At 64.1% G+C, this 17,398-nt stretch carries 17 protein-coding genes; 7 read left to right on the top strand and 10 right to left on the bottom strand.

The window, feature by feature from the left end; genetic code table 11:
- Position 1 precedes the first annotated feature (1 nt).
- Together EAO78_RS09615 and EAO78_RS09610 are read left to right on the top strand one after the other, a co-directional pair.
- A complete protein-coding gene (locus EAO78_RS09615) occupies positions 2–1,696 on the top strand; it encodes an HVO_2922 family protein (RefSeq protein WP_122105627.1) in 1,695 nt (564 codons plus the stop codon).
- A 103-nt stretch (positions 1,697–1,799) separates the two neighbouring features.
- Positions 1,800–2,765: an endonuclease/exonuclease/phosphatase family protein gene (locus EAO78_RS09610; protein ID WP_122105626.1), complete on the top strand. Its 966-nt coding sequence runs from the start codon at positions 1,800–1,802 to the stop codon at positions 2,763–2,765.
- 42 nt (positions 2,766–2,807) lie between these two features.
- Here the strand turns inward: EAO78_RS09610 and EAO78_RS09605 are convergent, their stop codons facing one another.
- The 3 genes from EAO78_RS09605 to EAO78_RS09595 all read right to left on the bottom strand — a co-directional run bounded on the left by EAO78_RS09605 (position 2,808) and on the right by EAO78_RS09595 (position 4,870).
- A complete protein-coding gene (locus EAO78_RS09605) occupies positions 2,808–3,497 on the bottom strand; it encodes a DUF1028 domain-containing protein (protein ID WP_122105625.1) in 690 nt (229 codons plus the stop codon).
- A gap of 81 nt (positions 3,498–3,578) precedes the next feature.
- Positions 3,579–4,259, bottom strand: coding sequence for an alpha/beta hydrolase (locus EAO78_RS09600; RefSeq protein ID WP_122105624.1), 681 nt, complete (start codon positions 4,257–4,259; stop codon positions 3,579–3,581).
- The gene (locus EAO78_RS09595) at positions 4,256–4,870 is read right to left on the bottom strand and encodes a VOC family protein (protein WP_122105623.1); all 615 of its coding nucleotides are present in this window, start codon (positions 4,868–4,870) and stop codon (positions 4,256–4,258) included. The genes EAO78_RS09600 and EAO78_RS09595 overlap by 4 nt, the downstream gene beginning before the upstream one ends.
- Before the next feature lie 146 nt (positions 4,871–5,016).
- Here EAO78_RS09595 and EAO78_RS18165 point away from each other — a divergent pair, with 146 nt between their 5' ends.
- Complete coding sequence (locus tag EAO78_RS18165) at positions 5,017–5,175, top strand: hypothetical protein (protein WP_203227859.1); 159 nt, start codon at positions 5,017–5,019, stop codon at positions 5,173–5,175.
- 59 nt (positions 5,176–5,234) lie between these two features.
- On the opposite strand, the gene EAO78_RS09590 is transcribed toward EAO78_RS18165, so the two are convergent.
- The 4 genes from EAO78_RS09590 to EAO78_RS18610 all read right to left on the bottom strand — a co-directional run bounded on the left by EAO78_RS09590 (position 5,235) and on the right by EAO78_RS18610 (position 7,446).
- Positions 5,235–5,441, bottom strand: coding sequence for a hypothetical protein (locus EAO78_RS09590; protein ID WP_122105622.1), 207 nt, complete (start codon positions 5,439–5,441; stop codon positions 5,235–5,237).
- 87 nt (positions 5,442–5,528) lie between these two features.
- The gene (locus tag EAO78_RS09585) at positions 5,529–6,356 is read right to left on the bottom strand and encodes a hypothetical protein (protein ID WP_122105621.1); all 828 of its coding nucleotides are present in this window, start codon (positions 6,354–6,356) and stop codon (positions 5,529–5,531) included.
- A 119-nt stretch (positions 6,357–6,475) separates the two neighbouring features.
- Entirely contained in the window at positions 6,476–7,315 is an 840-nt protein-coding gene (locus EAO78_RS09580; protein ID WP_122105620.1) for a cobalt-precorrin-7 (C(5))-methyltransferase, read from the bottom strand.
- Positions 7,312–7,446, bottom strand: a complete 135-nt coding sequence (locus tag EAO78_RS18610) for a hypothetical protein (protein WP_275263161.1) — start codon at positions 7,444–7,446, stop codon at positions 7,312–7,314. Before EAO78_RS18610 ends, EAO78_RS09580 begins: the two co-directional genes overlap by 4 nt.
- Positions 7,447–7,605: 159 nt before the next feature.
- Between EAO78_RS18610 and EAO78_RS09575 the strand changes: the two genes are divergently transcribed.
- From EAO78_RS09575 to EAO78_RS09560, 4 genes are all read left to right on the top strand, one after another.
- The gene (locus tag EAO78_RS09575; RefSeq protein ID WP_122105619.1) at positions 7,606–7,962 is read left to right on the top strand and encodes a DsrE family protein; all 357 of its coding nucleotides are present in this window, start codon (positions 7,606–7,608) and stop codon (positions 7,960–7,962) included.
- Between the two features lie 140 nt (positions 7,963–8,102).
- Complete coding sequence (locus EAO78_RS09570; RefSeq protein ID WP_122105618.1) at positions 8,103–10,691, top strand: PD-(D/E)XK nuclease family protein; 2,589 nt, start codon at positions 8,103–8,105, stop codon at positions 10,689–10,691.
- Positions 10,684–13,572, top strand: coding sequence for a UvrD-helicase domain-containing protein (locus tag EAO78_RS09565; RefSeq protein WP_122105617.1), 2,889 nt, complete (start codon positions 10,684–10,686; stop codon positions 13,570–13,572). Before EAO78_RS09570 ends, EAO78_RS09565 begins: the two co-directional genes overlap by 8 nt.
- A 269-nt stretch (positions 13,573–13,841) precedes the next feature.
- A complete protein-coding gene (locus EAO78_RS09560) occupies positions 13,842–15,146 on the top strand; it encodes a tyrosine-type recombinase/integrase (RefSeq protein WP_122105616.1) in 1,305 nt (434 codons plus the stop codon).
- A 6-nt stretch (positions 15,147–15,152) separates the two neighbouring features.
- Here EAO78_RS09560 and EAO78_RS17890 read toward each other — a convergent pair whose 3' ends face one another.
- From EAO78_RS17890 to EAO78_RS09545, 3 genes are all read right to left on the bottom strand, one after another.
- Positions 15,153–15,323, bottom strand: coding sequence for a hypothetical protein (locus EAO78_RS17890; protein ID WP_162498062.1), 171 nt, complete (start codon positions 15,321–15,323; stop codon positions 15,153–15,155).
- Positions 15,324–15,418: 95 nt separating this feature from the next.
- Positions 15,419–15,721 (bottom strand): hypothetical protein, encoded by a 303-nt coding sequence (locus EAO78_RS09550; protein ID WP_122105614.1) that lies wholly within the window; start codon positions 15,719–15,721, stop codon positions 15,419–15,421.
- A 907-nt stretch (positions 15,722–16,628) separates the two neighbouring features.
- Entirely contained in the window at positions 16,629–17,273 is a 645-nt protein-coding gene (locus EAO78_RS09545; protein WP_122105613.1) for a DNA-directed RNA polymerase subunit epsilon, read from the bottom strand.
- Positions 17,274–17,398: the final 125 nt, after the last annotated feature.

Here is a 17,398-nt window from a genome sequence, read left to right as displayed (position 1 = left end):
CATGGCAAAGGACACACCCGACGGGCCGTTCTCGAACCTGTATGAAAACCGCATCGGCACCCCGACGACCGACGACGAGGTACGGGGATACTGGCTGTTCTCGTTCGGTGTGCTCCTGGGCGTGCTCGGGGTCGTCGTCTTCGCGGTCACCGCGCCGCGGACGGCTAGCCGGGCGGTCGGATACGCGTTCGTCGCGCTCTCCCCGCCGGTGGTCATGCTCGGCGCGATCGTTCGGTTCCCGCTGCGACGGTCGGCGACGACGCTCGGGGCGCTCGGCGGGCTGTTGACGCTCGGCGCGGTCGTCTACTTCTTCGTCGTCTTCCCCGACGGCTGGTCGCGTGCGACCGGGAACTCGACCGTCAACCTCCTGTACGCGGCGGGCATCGTCGTGATCGGGTTGGCGGGAACGATCGTGCCGCTGATCACGGACCCCGTCCACGAGGACTACAAGCGGATGCAAAAGGAGACGGCCGCCAGCACGGCCGCGAGCGAGGAGACCGAGCGCGAACTCGAGGCGACCCACGAGGAGCTCGAGGCGACCCGTGACGAACTCGCCGCGGCCGAAACGCGGATCGAGGAGCTCGAAGCCGAAACGGCGGAGCGTGCGACCGAAACCGAGACCGCGCGGGCCGAGACGGCCGCGCTCCACGAGAGCAAGGCCCGGTTCGAGCTGTTCGAGGACGCCGGCGGGAAACCGCGCTGGCGGCTCCGCCACCGCAACGGCAACGTGATCGCGACCTCCGGGCAGGGGTACAGCAGCCGGGGCAAGGCACAGAAGGGACTCCACGGCGTCAAGCGGAACGCGCTCGGGGCCGGGCTGTTGCGCATCGAGACTGCCGTCGAGGAGGCCGAGGCGATCGCCGACGACGACGGACCCGAGCCCGCGGACGCCGACGAGCCGGACGTGGCCGTTCCGAGCGAGGACGAGGAGATCCCGAGCGAGGCGACCTTCGAGCTGTTCGAGGACGACGCCGACGAGTGGCGCTGGAGCCTCCGTCACGACAACGGCAACGTCATCGGCGATTCGGGCGAGGGCTACGCCTCGAAGTCGAACGCGAAGCGCGCGCTCTCGCGGGTCCGCGAGCACGTCGCCGCCGCGGACTACCTCCGCGTCGATCCCGCGGCCTTCGAGGTGTACAGCGACAAGGCCGGCAAGTGGCGTTGGCGGCTGATCCACGAGAACGGCAACATCCTCGCCGACTCCGGGCAGGGATACAGCAGCCGGTCGAAGGCCCGACAGGGACTCGAGAGCGTCCGGTCGAACGTCAGGGACGCCGTTCTCGAGGACCTCGACGCCGAGGCGGGCGACGACGAGGGAGCCGGCGGCGACGGCGGATCGAAGGCGACCATAGAGCTGTACGAGGACAACGCCGGGGAGTTCCGCTGGCGGCTCCGCCACCGCAACGGAAACATCATCGGCGATTCGGGTGAGGGCTACGCCTCGAAGGGCGGGGCGGAGGAGGCGATCGAGCGCATCCGCGAGTACGCTCCCGACGCCGACGTACTGGAGGTCGGAAGCGCGGCCTTCGAGATCTACGAGGACGCCGCCGAGGAGTGGCGCTGGCGACTTCGCCACCGCAACGGGAACATCGTCGCCGACTCCGGCGAGGGCTACGCCTCCCGGTCGAACGCGGTCGAGGCCGTCACGGGCGTGAAGCGGAACGCGCCGGGCGCCGAGGAGCGAACCGTCGAGTGAGCCGGAGCCGCCGGCCGACGGGAGCGCGCGCCTGCTCGTCCGCTCGTCACCCCGCTCGCGCGCGTCGCGCGATTTACGTCGGTTCGCTTACGAGGGATCGATCATGAACCGGATCCGGGTTCTGAGCTACAACGTCCGGTACGACAACCGACACGACGGCCACGACGCCTGGTACGCCCGCCGGGACGGGGTCGCCGACGTGGTCCGGTTTCATCGTCCCGACGTGGTCGCGTTTCAGGAGCCGCTCCCCGACCAGCGGGCCGACCTCCGCGAACGACTTCCCGAGTACGACCTCCTCGGGCGGGGGCGGAAGCGCGACGACGGCGGCGAGGGCTGTCCGATCGGCGTCCGAACCGACCGCTGGCGGGTGATCGACGACGGGACCTTCTGGCTCTCGGAGACGCCGGCGGAGCCCTCGACCGACTGGGACGCCGCACACCCGCGGATCGCCAGCTGGGTCCGGATCCGACCGCGAGAGGGAACCGACGGCTCGGTCGCGCCCGCCGATTCGCCGTTTCTCGTCGTCAACACGCACTTCGATCACGTGAGCGCGCGCGCACGCCGCGAGTCCGCCCGACTGCTCCGTGAGCGGATCCCCGAACTCGCCGCGGCGGGGGGAACGGATCGAGCCACGGACGCCGTCGCGGGTCCGGGCGAGGGAGCCGGGCGAGTCCCGCAGGTCCTCGTCGGCGACTTCAACTGTACGGCCGGGTCGGATCCGCACCGGATCCTGACGGGAGCCGAGCCACGGATGGACCGCGAGTCGGCCGATGATACGGGCGACGAGCCCGGCGACGGGACGTCCGACGAACACGGCGACGCCACGGCCGACGCGCCGGACGAGCGCGCGGACGATACGCTCCGGGACGCGGCGGCGACTGCCGACGTCCGACACGGGCCACGGACGAGCCTCACCGACTTCTCGCGGGTGATCGACGACCGGCGGATCGACCACGTACTCGTCTCGTCGAACGTCGACGCGGAGGCGTTCGCGACGCTCGCCGACCGCGACGACCGGGGTCGATACCCGTCCGATCACCTGCCGGTGCTCGCCCGCCTGCGACTGTGACGTTCGGATAGCGGTCGGGGGATCACCTCCGTCCCCTCCGTTTCATTCCTCCTCGTCCGCGTACCGAGCCAGCGCGTCCTCGTAGCCGCGGACGGCGGTCTCGAACGTCTCCCGGAGGTCGGCGATCGGCGTCTCGGTGGCGTCGACGCGGAGGTCGTCGTAGGAGGGCTCGGCCCGGTCGCCCTCCTCCGTGTTCGTCACCCGGAGCGCCGCCGACTGGACGGGGAGGTCCTCGCGCTTGTCGCCGCCCGCCTCGTGACCCGCCGCGAGCGCGTCGATCAGTCGCTCGGCGAGCGGGGCCTCCCCGTGTGCGGTCGACTCGTAGGCGGCCGCGACGTCCTCGACGACCTCCGGCCCGACGAGGAGGTTGCCGGCGACGGTGTAGTTCTGCCCGACGCGGTGGCCGTACCACTCCCCGCACTCGTCCCCGGAGAAGGCGAAGGTCCCGTCGGCGTCGACGCCGTGGAGCTGTCGCCGCTCGCGGCCCTCGTCGGCCGCCAACAACGCGTCGAGCGCGTCCTCGACCGCCAGCCCGTCCGCGAGGTACGTGATCCCCTCGCGACCGAGCTTGACGTTGGTGTGTGACTGCGTCGCCACCGCGCCGTGTTCCGAGGCGAACGGACACAGCGCGCCGACGCCCGGCAGTCGGGTCGTGACGGCCACGCCGAACCGGACCCGGTCGTCTCCCGCGTCGTCGGTGTACCGCTCGCGAACGCAGATGCTGAAGGTCACGTCGCGTACTCCGAACCGCCGATGGGAAAACCTGCGGCACGTCGGGACGACGGTTCTTCCCCTTCCCTTCCGCCGAAGCGACTACGCCAGCGCCGCGACCATCGCCGAGACGCGTTCGGTCTCGTCGGCGTTGATCCCGTGACCCATCCCCTCGTAAATGCGCGTCTCGACGTCGCCGCCGAGCGCCTCCAGCACCTCGGCGGTCGCGTGGACGCGCTCCTCGGGGATGTGCGGGTCGACGTCGCTACAGCCGAGGAACGCGGGAGTTCCGCCGAGGGCGTCGGCGGGAACGCCGCCCGCGTAGTCGTCGACGTCGATCGACTCGCCGATCAACCCGCCGCTCAGGACCGCGAGCCCGCCGTACTCGCGCGGCGTCCGCGCGACGAACTCGCTCGCGAGACACGCGCCCTGTGAGAACCCGGCCAGGAGGACGCGATCGGGGGCGATCCCGGCGTCGGTCGCCGTCTCGACGGCGTTTCCGACCGCCCGAAGTCCCGAGCTCCGCCCCGGCTCGTTGTCGTCGACGGGCGCGAGAAACGAGTTCGGGTACCAGGTGTTCGCGGCCGCCTGCGGGGCGAGGAGCGCGACGTTCCCGTCCGCGGGCGACACCTCCTCGCCGAACCCGACGATGCTCCGGGCGGTCGCGCCCCGCCCGTGGACGAGGACGACCGCGGCGTCGGCTTCGTCCACGGGCGTGCCGGCCGTCACCAGCTCCTCGTCGCCGTGGGGGTCCGCTCCCGCGTGTGGATCCCGCCGGCTCATACGCCCACGCCGGCGTCGGCGTCCGGAAGGTCGTGCTTGTTCACGGGGAGCCCGAGCTCCTCCAAGGCCGCCTCCATGTGGCGGTCCTGTGCGAAGTCCGCGCCGTCCTCCTCCCGGAGCCGCTGGGCGGTCGCGAGCACCTCGCCCTTACGGTCGTCCGGGATCTCGTACTTGTCCGAGGAGAGCTCGATCACGAGCCCGTTGTTGTCCTGGGTGTAGATGGAGTGGAAGATCCCCCGGTCGAAGACGTTGTATCCCTTCCCCGCCTCTTCGAGTGCGCGCATGATGTCCTCGTACTCGTCGGGATCGACGCTGAAACAGAGGTGGTGGACGCCGCCGGTGCCCGGCCGCTGGCCGCGCGCGGACGGCCGGTCGTCGCTCACGAAGAAGGTGAGGATCCGGCCGTCGCCGGTGTCGAAGAACAGGTGCGTCTGTGAGGGATCGTCGAGGTTGGGCTGACGGAGGACGAGCGGCATGCCGAGCAGGTCGCGGTAGAACGCGATCGTATCCGCCTCGTTGCTCCCCCAGACCGTGACGTGGTCGGTACCGGTCGTGTGAAACGGCGCGTCGGGTCGCTCCGGCGTCACCGGAGCCTCGCTGTCGTTTTCCATACCCCTCCTTGGGGTCCCACCGGAATAAAGCCGGGAGAGACCGAACGGTGATCGGCTGACGCGAGTGTTATCGGGAGGGTGAAACGGACGAGATCGGAGCCACGCGGAATGGGTGGCTTTTAGCGTCGTGACGATGAGGACCCGGCATGGAGATCCTGTTACACACCGGCCACGAACACCCTGAAATGCTGTGGATCGCCGTCTCGGCCGTCACCTCCTTCGTACTCGGCATCGGCGTCGGCGCGTACGGACTCGGCGTCCGCGGAGCCGACCGGGGCGCCGACACGAGCCCCGACGAGGAGTAACGCGAAGCGTCGCGGGCGATCGCGACCACGTCGACCGCGATCGCAGTCGAACGCCCCTCCTATCGTTCCCACACGTCCGGAGCGACGCCGACCGCGCGGACGACCGGCGGGTAGCCGACGGCGACGACGAGCACGAGCAGCAGCGAGCCCCAGAGCGGGACGCCGTCGACGAGGCGCTCCGCGGCCGCGAGCGCGACCAGCATCGCGACGAACATGACGCCCCAGTGGGGCGCGAGCTGTCGCACCGTTTCGGCGAGATGGTTCACGGTTCCGCTACCGGTTCGGAGCGCTAGTGGATGTCGGTCCGGAGAGAGCGATGCGAGCGGAGGAACGGGAAAACGACCCGCCGGGATTCAGTACCGCGAGGGCATGAACGCCATCGCGAGGAACAGCCCCGACGACAGCAGGCTGACGATCATCACGCGCCACAGCCCGTCGCTGTTGGTCTCGTGGCGGTCGATCTCGGCGAGCTGTGCCTCGTACGACTCGAAATTCGTCGAGAGGACGAGCGTCGAGCTGTCCTGGAAGTGGGCGACGAACTCCGTGTCGCCGAGCGTCACCCGCGAGTCCTGTTCGATCTCGGTCGAGACGGTCTCCGTGGCGGTCCAGACGAGCGTGGCCGCGTCCGCCGAGACCGCGTCGACGGCCGCCGTCCGGTCGCCGTACGCGAACTCGTCGCCGACCGCGTACGAGCGCTCCTCCGGCGCGGGGAAGTACTCGTCCGCCGGGACGAGCCGCGTCTCGCCGTTCTCGTCCGTGACGGCGACCTGTTCCTCGCCGTTGCGTTCATAGGTCTCGTTGTCGGCGTTCGGATCGTCCTCGAGTATCGCCGTCCGGTCGAGTTCCTCGACCAGCGTGAACGAGCTGGGGTCGTCGCCCTCGATCCGGACGGTCCACTCGCCGCCGTCGACCTCGACGGTCGATCCGTTCGACCACGACTCCGACTGCTCGGCGGTACGGTTCCGTTCGACCTGACCGAGGAGGTTGCCGTCGCCGTCCTCACCGATCTCCGCGACGGTGTATTCGTTCCCGTCCACTTCGAACGTGTCACCCGACGACAGCTCGTGGTCCGGGTTCTCGAAGGATATCCCGGGCGTCTGAGCCGTCGTCACGATCACCCCGGTCGCGCTCCCGACGAGCAAGAAGAACGCGACGTACACCGCGACAGCGCGTCGTTGCATGGTTCGAATGTGGGTCACCCCGTGTATAACGGTTACTAACGAGTAGCGATCCGACGGGTGGCTGGCGGGGGCTACGGCCGAACGACGAACGGAAGCTACCGTCGAAGGACGAACGGGATCTACCGCCGAACGACGAGGACGGAGAGGTCCGAGAACGGCGTGTCCTCGCGATCGGTCCCGCCCGCATGCGCGGAGAGATCACCGAGCGTCGTCCGCGTTATCGTCTCGTCGTCGTGGGTGAGCCGTTCACAGACGAGCGCGGTCGCGTCCGGTCGAGCACCGTGGTCGAGGAGGTCGGCGGCGACGTCCCCGGGCATCCAGTCGAACGGCCGGGGCAGGACGAGCAGGTGCCGGCGACCCGCGTCCCGGTGGAGTCGCTCGAGGTCGGCCGTCAAGTCGCCGCGCTTGTGGAGCGTGACGAACGTCGCGTCCTCCATCGGCGTTCGCGCTCTGCTCGCCGCGATCTGTATCGAGGAGACGCCGGGGACGACGCGGACGTCGACCCCCTCGGCGGCGTCGGCTGCCGCCTCGTCGACGGCGCGTTCGACCTTGCCGAGGAACTGATAGCCGGAGTGGTTCGGGTCACCCATCAGGACCGCGACGCCGCGGTCGCCGTCGGCGACGCGATCGGCAAACGCGGTCAGCGTCTCGGCCTCGTCGCGATAGCCGCACGTCAGGAGGTCCGCATCGGTACGGTCGCGGACGAAGTCGACGACCGTCTCGAACCCGACGACGACGTCAGCCTCACGGATCGCCCGCTCGCCACGGGGAACGAGGTACTCGAGGTTCCCGGGCCCGATCCCGACGGCGTGGACCACGGAACTCGCCTCGCCGAGCGACGGGTCCGCGGACGAGGTCTCCGGATCTCGGGCCGCATACGCTGCCGGATCGGGATCGACGTCGGACGCGTCTCCGGACGAAGCGGCGTCGGCGTGGCCGGATCCCGGTTCGTCGGTCATCGCCCGACGCCCCCGGCCGAGACGGCGGCGATCGCGCGTGGCGGGCGACGGGTCGGGGCCGTCATCACGCTCAACGCGCTCAACGGATCGATCCCGGAGACGCCCGCGAGAGACGCCGTGGTCTCGCTCATGGCCGAAGGGATGAGTCGACCCAATAAGATCGCTCCGGTTCGATCGAAGCCGCGGGTGAACGTTCGGGCCAGAGACGGTGTGTCAACACACGACGAATCGGCGCCGCCGACACACAGCCGCGGACGCGTTTAGTACGAGGCCGAGTTATGACGGGGACGATGACGAAAGCAGCGATCGTGATCCTCGCCGGCAACGAATCACACGCCGACTACGGCCGCCTCGCGAACGCGTTGGAGGCCGCAAAGGAGTTCGCCGAGACCGACGGCGACGAACTCGAGCTGATCTTCGACGGTGCGGGAACCCAGTGGATCCCGGAGCTGGAAGACGAGGGGAGCGACTACCACGAACTGTACCGGACGGTCCGCGACGACGCCGCGGTCTGTGACTACTGTTCCGGCGCGTTCGGCGTCGACGATGCGGTCGCCGATTCCGGTCTCGTCACGCTCGACGATCACGACGGTCACCCGAGCATCCGCTCGCTCGTCGACGACGACTACGAGGTCATCACGTTCTGATCGGACACGCCGTTCATCACGGCCCGGTCGGCGGTTCTCACACGACGAGGGACGACGGTTGCTCGAGTCGTGTGGCATCGAATGTCGGCAACCGGATCGGGCGCTATACCTTTTTGTAACCGGCCAAGTCATGTCGGGGCGTGCCCATCCGACGAACGAAGGACCTCGATTCCCTCTACGACGAGGTAGCAGGCTACGACCTCGTCGTCGTCCCCGACGCTCCGTTCGCGAGTGCGCTCGATCGACGTCTCGATCGGCCCCGTTTCGGAAGCTTCGCGGTCACGCCACGGCGTCTCGCCGCCGGTCGACGTGAGCAGGCCGAAGACCGCCTCGCGTTCCTCGAGATCATCGACCGGTCGGATCACGATTGGCGGGCCGTCGCCCATGCGGTCGGGAACGCCCTCCAGTGCTGGGAACACCGGGGCAGTCTCGATGCGATCCTCGAGTACGACGGCTACAGCGACGGGACGACCCGCGACGTCGTCGAGATGATGCGAACGATCCGGACGACCTCGAAACGGCTCACCGAGACCGTCATCGACGACGATCGATCCATCGCCGTCGTCGGATACGACCAGTTGACCGAGCTGGAGCGTAGCATCCTCCCTGAGACGTTCGACCGCGTCGAGTTATTCACGGATGGAGAGTTCGAGTATCCACGGTTCCACGTCTTCGAGTCGGCAACCGACATCGTCTCCGCGCTCCTGGATACGATCACGGACCGGAACGCCGAGCGTGTCGCCGTCGTTCTCGACGGCGGGAGCCGGTATTCCTCGCTCGTCGAATCCGCATTTGAAGCGGCAGGGATTCCGTTTTACGGCGGACCGGGGTTCATCGACGATCCACACCATAGAGCGTTCATCCGTCTTCTTCGCATCGGGTTCCGAGGCACGGAGACGACGGTCGGAGACTGTCGGCCGATACTCGCGGGGATGGGTAGTGACGTCTCGATCGACGACCATCAAAAGCGACTGGATGCGGTAGAGAGACCGGAGCTCGAATGGATACGGGAGTTCCGTCTGTCCGTCGAGGAGCGGACGTTTTCGGAGGCGCTCGGTACGTACGCGAGGAAAGCCGGCGTCGAACTCGCACGCTTCGATGAGGAACTGCGAACGCTCGGCATCGCCGACGAACCCGTGACCAGCGGCGGCGTCGATCGCCTTTCATACTACGTACAAACGTACGAGGTCCCCGTCGACAGGGACAACGAGGGCGTTCTCCTTGCCGATGCGAAGTCCTCCGCCTACGTCGACCGCCCCGTGGTTTTCCACCTCGGGATGGGGCGGGAGTGGACGCACTCGGCACCACAGCGGCCGTGGGTGGATACTGAGGCGCAGTTCGAGCGCTACGTCGGCAACTTCCAACGGTTGCTTCAGAGCGGTGATCGGCAGTACTACCTCGTCCAGGACACGGCCGGCGGCGACCCGGTTACGCCCTGTCTGTACTTCGGCGACCTCATCGACGAGGAGTTCGAACGGTTCAGCGATCTCGAGTCGGTCCAACACCGACGACGACCACGATCGACGGGCGTCGGCTTCGACCGGCGACCGCCCGACGTCGATCCCGAGACGGTCGAGACGATCAGCCAATCCGGTCTCAACAGCTACGTCAACAGCCCGCGGGACTACCTCTTCGGAAACCTCCTCGATGCACCCGATCAGGAACGGTTCGTCGAAGGGAACCTCTTCCACGACTTCGCGGAGTTCTACGTCGACCACCCCGACGTTATCGCGGACACGGACATCGGAGAACTGATCGACGCGATGCTCGAGGAGGCGAAGCCCTTCGTTTCGAGTGCAGATGAGACGCTCCGTCGACGAAAGTACCGGATCGGACTGGGGCTGATCACGGAGTACTTGGACGACGACGGCCCGGAGTCGGACGCCTTCCTCACGGGGACGTCCGGATGGGGTGACAACTTCTTCGCAGTGTACTTCGACGAAGCGATCGATTCGCCGCTCACCGAACGATGGTTCGAGGATCACGGCCTCGGCGTCAAGGGGAAGATAGACCTCGTGAAAGCCCCGGATCACCTCCTCGATTACAAGAGTGGAGGGAAGAAGCGCACCTCCCAGATCGTCAAGCGTGCGGCGATCGATCCGCCGGCGGACACACCGAACTTCCAGGCGGCGCTGTATCTGACCTACTATCGAACGGTCCAGCCGAACGAGCAACTGGAGTTCACCTTCTTCCACTTCCTCGAACCGATGGACGACGTCATCGCGGGCGAAGCCGACCTCGGCGACGCGCTCACGACCGTCACGTACTATCCGTTCACGTTCGACGAGTACGTCGGCTCTCGAGACGCGTACGAAACGCTTCTCGACGGCTACAACGACTGCCGAGAGACGTTCGACGACCTCGGCTATTCGGCGTATTGCGACGTTATGGGGCAACTGACGTTCCCCGAGACCACGGACCGGAACGAGCTGCGTGCCTCCGAGTTCGCCGAGGAGTTCACGGCCGCCATCGACGGCGGAACGTCCGATGACGTCGACGCGGAAAAGGGCGCAGATCAGGCTATCCGCGAACTCAACGGCGTCCGCAAGCGGACGTTCTTCCGCGAGGATCTGGACGCGTTCGAAACGTTCGTGGACGAGCGCCTCGAGGAGCTCAACGACAGGCGAGCTGGAGAGGAACGCTTCCCCGTCGACGGCCTCGCCGGCGAGCCCAACTACCGTCGTGTAGATAACCGCGATCTGCTGTTAGCGGAGGAGAGAGATGACTGACCCGACGCCGAACGACGGACAGCGCGAGCTCATCGAGAACACGCGCGGGCCGTACCTCGTCGACGCTGGACCCGGGACGGGAAAGACGTTCGCCATCACTCGCCGCTACGGAACGATCGTCGATCAGCCCGACGTCGAACCCGAGGACGTCCTGCTTGTGACCTTTACGCGGAGCGCCGCGACGGAGATGAAAGAACGGATCGTCGAACACAGCACGTACGGGCTCAGAGAGCTGGCCGATGCCCCGATCCGGACGTTCCATTCGCATTGTCACGACCTCCTCCGAGAGCACGGCTACGCTGCCCCGACGCATCTCGGGCTCGACGAACGGATCACCGATTCGACGCAGCTCATCGACGACGAACTGATCGAAGCCGAACTGTTCCGCGAGTTCTTCGGCGAGTTCCGTGACGACCGTCCGGAGTACGCCGAGTTCTATCGAGTACTCTCGAATCCGGGCGAGCTACTCGGTCTGATCAAGGAACTCGCCGCGAAAGGCGTCTTCCCCACTACCGAGGGCTGGTATCGCGACGGCGAATCACACCTCGACGGCGACTTCGGGGCGTTCAAAGAACGATTCGATGCGGTGAACGAACCGCGAAACGACGGTCGAAAGCAGTCGGTGTTGCGCGATGATCTGAGTCGCTTCGGCCGCAACGAGACCTACCTCTCGGACGCGCCGTCGAGATCCGAACTACGCGGCGGGCGTGGGACGAAACGGTTGGGCGACGACGTCGCTGCCGACGTCTTCTACGAGGATCGTGAGGACCTCAAATCGTTCGTTCGCGACGTCTACGTCGAGTACCTCCGATTCGCGTTGCGCCGTAACTATCTCAACTTCGGCTTCCTCCAGCTGTTCGCGTTCGTCCTGCTCCGTGAGGATCGACGCGTCCGACGGCTAGCGCAGTTCGAGTACGTGATGGTCGACGAGTTCCAGGACACAAGCGAGATCCAGTTCAAACTCGCACTGCTGTCGTCCGGCACGGACAACTTCTGTGCCGTCGGAGACTGGAAACAGAGCATCTACTCCTTCCAGTACGCGGACGTCCGGAACATCCTCGACTTCGAGGAGCGACTGGCGCGGTTCACCACGGACCTCAACGACGACGTCGAGCGAGTCGCCTTCGACGCGAGCGAGCTCACCCGGATCGAACTGCAGGAGAACTACCGCTCGACGGAGTCTATCATCGATCTCTCCGAGCAGGCGATCGTGACGCCGGCCACGAGCGGTGAGGAGGTCGATACCCCCCTGGACGACGTCGTCGAACTCTCCTCGAACGCCGCCTTCGACGACACGGCCATCGAGGGGATCCGGCACGAAGACGAACACGAGGCCGTGCTCTCGACGATTCAAGAGATCGTCGGTAACGACGACTACGCCGTCAAAGGAGACGGTGGCGACCCACGCCCGCCGGAGTACCGCGACGTCGCGGTGTTCACGCGGACTCGAGACTACGGTCGGGAGCTACTCGAAGTCGCCGACGAGTACGACTTCCCGATGACGTACGACGGCGGGATCGAACTCTTCCGGACCGATCCGGCGAAGCTGCTTCTCGCGTGGCTCCGAATCCTCGACTCGGACGCCGATCGCGGCTGGGCGGTCGTCCTCGAACGGATCGGGTACACGTACGACGAACTCGAGCACATTCTGGAGACAGGCACGTATCCGCCCGACCCGGCCGCGTTCCGCGATGAGCTCCGTGGGCTGGAGTCGATCGGCGCGGTCGCTCGTCGGGTTCTCGATCGCTACGGATACACGGACGACACAGCGGACGTGCTTCTCCACACGATCCGATCGGTCTACGATTCGACGACGCTCACTCGGGGCGAACTGATCCGACTCATCGAACGCGGCATCGAGAACGGGACGACAGTAGACGTCCGCGCGAGCGCGGGAGACGACTCCGTGACCGTTCAGACGATCCACACCGCGAAGGGACTCGAATATCCGATCGTCATTCTCGCGAACATGAACGACGGGAGCTTCCCGCCACGGTCGACCGGTTCGAGCGTGATTCAGTATCAGGATCCGGTAGGACTCCGGCAGCGGAAGGTCTACTCGGAGGAACGTTTCCATCCCCATATCTACGACAACTGGCGATCCGACGTACTCCGGCGCTGCCTGCCACGAGAGTACGACGAGGAGCGCAGATTACTCTACGTCGCCGTCACACGCGCGGAGAGCCACCTCGTCTTCGCGGCCGGAGCGGAACCGAACACGTTCTTCGAAGAGCTCCCAGCCGATCCCCGGGCGATCGACCCGAGTGTCGAGCCACTCAGTCGCGAGGAGTTCGCTGACGCGGAGCTACCGTTCACAGTACCGACTCCGCGGGGGCCGATCAGTCACACGCCGCATTCGCTGATGGACGAGACCGTCTTCGAAGAGATCGGCGCACGGACGGGATCGACCCTCGAGACGGAACCGGAAACCCGGGGAGTGGACTTCGGTTCACGAGTCCACGATTTCGCCGAGGCGTACGTGCTCGGCGAGGAAGTGACGCCGTCGAACTCCCACGAGAGACGGATCGTCGACTTCGTCGGTGATCTCTCCGGTGAGCTACACATCGAGGAGCCGGTCACGCTCCCGATAGAGGTCGATGGTCATCGAGTTACCATCTCCGGGATCGTCGATCTCGTTCACGTGACGGCCGACCGGGCTGACATCATCGACTACAAGACAGACGGTACGCGACACGCACAGCCGGAGTACCGAAAACAGCTTAGCGTGTACTATCACGTCCTCTCCGAGTGGTTCGGGGACAAGGACGTCACCGCGACTCTGTTCTATACGAACGACGGAAGCCGCGAGCGAGTCGATCCGCTTCCCTTAGAGGAGTTGAAGCGACTCGTCCGACGCTCAACCCCGAAGTCGGACGGGTGAACTACCCTCCTCGTTCACCGCCTGCAAAACGTCAAATCAAACGACGGTCCACCTCGGTCCCATCACGAGGAATCCCCCAGGTAGTACCGACTCGAACCCCGACGTGACAAACACGAAGAGGCGAAACGTCACCTGAGACGGATACGAGCGGTTGGGACGAGAAAACACCAAGCGACAGTCGCCTCGGGCCGTGAAACGATCAGAAGTAAGCCAAGGGCCGGCTTTAAGGCTAAGCCCTAAAGCCCTGCGTATATACTATATAAACACAGATGGGGACAAGAGATCAAATCGAGAACCTACAAGAACGAGTCAAGAAACGATCAGGTCTGTCCGACGAGGAGCCTGATGACGAGAACGCACCATCGATCTCAGAGGACGACGCAGAAGTGCTTCTCGAATTCAGTCGACAGCTCGACCTGCTCAGTTCGAAGTACACCGATTACCGGCATCTCAAACTTCTCCGCCACTGCGTCATCATGGCAGAACAAGTGGGTGGACTGGCGGACGCATTAGAAAGTCGAGACGCTGCCGAAGAAGTCGTCGTGTGGATCAATAGAGAACGAGGTGTTCCGGAATACAGCGAAGAGACGAATCAAGATTACCGTGTCGCACTACGAATCTTCGGGAAGCGAACCCTCAAGATGGCCGACGACGAGGTGCCGGACTCGTTAGCGTGGGTCCCGACAGGCACGAGCAGTTCGTACGATCCCTCACCCAGTCGATCGGATATGCTTGACTGGGATGAAGCAAAGGGGATGTCTATTGAGGGCACAGAGAACTCGCGGGACAAGGCACTCATAACGGTTTCCCACGAACTCGGCCCCAGAGGGGAAGAGATGCACGGGGTCCGGATTGGGCAAGTGACCGATGCAGACCATGGGATACAAATCAGTCTCGACGGGAAACAAGGGGAACACTCGGTTACCCTAATCAACAGCGTCCCCTACCTGCAACAGTGGCTCAACGATCATCCTGCTCCAGATGACGACGAAGCCTACCTCTGGTGCAACCTCAACGATCCGTACGATAACGCGAGTTATCAGACCTTCCTCGAACGGTTCAAAGAAGCGGGACGACGGGCAGACATCGACAAACCTGTCACGCCAACGAACTTCAGGAAGTCGAATACGTATTGGCTCGCCAAGCAAGGAGCGAACGAGTCATTCATCAACGATCGCCAAGGCCGAAAGCCGACTTCCGATCACGCGCGACGATACATCGCAGAGTTCGGCCCCGAAAACGAGAACAACCAGTACGCGGAGCTCCAAGGGCTTGATGTCGAGACGGAAAAGACGGAAGACCGGACACCGATCACCTGCCCCCGGTGCGACAAGGAGACTCCCCGCGATGAGCCGTTCTGCGTCTGGTGCCACCAAGCGATGGAACCCGAGGCCGTAGAGGAACTCGAAAAGGAAGAATCCGAGCAACGCCGGGAGTTACTCCGAATCGCCAAAGAGAACCCCGAGCTGTTAGAGGCGGTAGAGGAGCTTGAGCCCCTGATAGAGTCCTTAGGTGGAGATGCACAGGTCATCGATACTGCCAGACAATTCGTCGAAGCAACTGAGGGAAGCTAAGTCGATCTACTCTTTCAGTCGCTTTACGAGGTCCCCCACCTCAACATCACCGGTGTCGACCGACTCAGTTCCTCTTTCCATCTCGGTTCCCGGAACCTCGACATCTTCGTTCACGACAGGTGTCTGCCCCTGTCGGTCGTGCAAGGCCCGTTCTGCATCCCCGAACGTTCCGGGCATCGACTCACCGATGATGTGTCCGTCGCCGCCTCGGTATCCCCAGCCGTTCGCATCCGTATTGTCGTGATGCATAGTGTCTAGTTGATGTTGGTCGCTTACTCTGGCCGCCAAAACTCGTTCGCCCAAGACTTCTCGACCAGTTTGAGTTGGATCTCCTCGCGCTTCTCGTAGGTCTCGTCAATCCCACCGAAGTAGTAGCCGACACCCTTCTCAAGCTCAATGTCTGCAGTCCAGACCGTGCAGACTACTGGTTCCCGTGTTGTATCGTCACTAAGCCTCACACGCTGGTACGGCTGATGGGACGCGACATCTTCGAACCAGTTGACGAACCCTTTCGTCGTCACCCAACCGTTCGTGCCGTCGAGGTCACCAAGTTCTACGAACGGGGGCCCACTCATCGCTCTCCACCTCTGACCAGCGTCACCCCACCTGTTGTTTGTCGAGTCGGGAGCGGTGCGTCGCACCATCGGCAGGTGCCGCTCGAACGGAGCGGGTCGTAGAGTCCCTCACAGCTCGGACAGGTCGAGAGGCCGTTCAGATCGATACGGCCGTCATTGTGCAGCACGGTTCGAAGGACTCCTGCTCGTTCAACGAGGAGCGCATCGTAAGGGACATACAGACGTGTGCTATCGGCGTCGCACTCGGGAGCATGTACCGGGACAGCCGACTTCCAGGCTTCCACAAGCGGGAGTTCAGCGGGCGTACGGTCGTTCCACTGGTCGATGGCGTGCGGGCGATTGATAGGCGGTACGTACGACTGGTCGTGTACGTAGTGGTTTGGGTCAAACATCGGTGGATGAAGATTCCCTGTGCTTCAACGGGGGTACTCAGCCAGTTATCGCGGGATCGCTGGACAGCGTCGCCACTGGGCGTGAAGACTAAAGTCGGAGAGAACAATCGCTATCGACGACTGTTGGTCGTCAGGTTAGTCACGGCTCTTCGGGATGAGGACGGTGCTGAGTATCGACCGTTGAACACTTAGGGGGTACATCGCGCGGGAATCAGGCGCGCGTGTTCACAAGTACAATTCGCGGATAGTTGCTGACTCGCCGAACCCCCTTGAACAGGACTTTCGTGCGGGCGTATTCAACCGTGTTAAGTGGTAGACTCAACAGGTGAATTTCTTGAAGCCGTAAGGCTTCAAAGGGGTTGGCCATTTCGGCCGCGATAAAGGCCGGCCAGAGACTTCCCCTATCGGGGAACCACTCTGACCGAACCGCCTCAATCACGCATATTGTCGCAAGAAATACTTAAAGAAATACCAACACCCCCTCGAAAAGGACAGGTCGAGCAATCATATGAGAACTACCGAAGGGGCTGGTTCTCCCGTTCGAAATACCCGATTCGCTTGAGTTCCGCTTTCACAAGTTGGGTCACACTGTAGTGGTCGTCACCGGAGACCCCATACTGTGTGCAAAGGTCTTGGAAGTCTTTCTCCTGGCTGAATCTTTTCGGAAACTCCTGCTGGCCCACCTCGGAGAGATCGACTTCGGTTGGGTCGTTTCCTTGCAAGAAGTAGCGCCTACGCTCACGATCAACGACGATCCCGATTGTACAGAGGGCCACTTTCTCAATCTGCTTCTGCTGGCCGAAGCGGTCGAGATTCATCTGGCTCATCGCAGAGACAGCCCGACGTTTCTGATAGGTTGGAACATCAAGGGTTGAACTGAGTGATTCGGTGATGCGTTTCTTATCACGTGCGGCTTCACGCGCACTGTGGTCTCCATCACTGTGGTGTCGACCCTCGTTCAGTCTGACGAGTCGTTCAATGTCTCCGTTGGCTGTGCCGATTCCGACTCGTGTTTCCCCAAAGGGATCATATCCAGTCGTGTAGGCATCGGGTTGATGGTCACGCAGTTGCTGTGCTGACGGAACCATCTCCGGTTTTTCATCGATCTCTTGGTCAGTCTCGCTCGTCTGTTCATTAGCCTGTACGTGTTCACGAGTCATCGGAATTTCCGTACTTTCTGTTGGGAACTAAGGCAGTCAGCTTAATTTTGGCCATAGCTATTATATAAATGGTATATTTGAGTGCTTCAACCGGTTAGCTACCTTGCAAGGACTTCAGGACTGCA

This window comes from Halobellus captivus (assembly GCF_003697845.1).
In the GTDB taxonomy this organism is placed as follows: Archaea; Halobacteriota; Halobacteria; order Halobacteriales; family Haloferacaceae; genus Halorubrum; species Halorubrum glutamatedens.
Note: the sequence above shows the minus strand (reverse complement) of the source record. Positions and strands in the feature narration are given on the sequence as shown.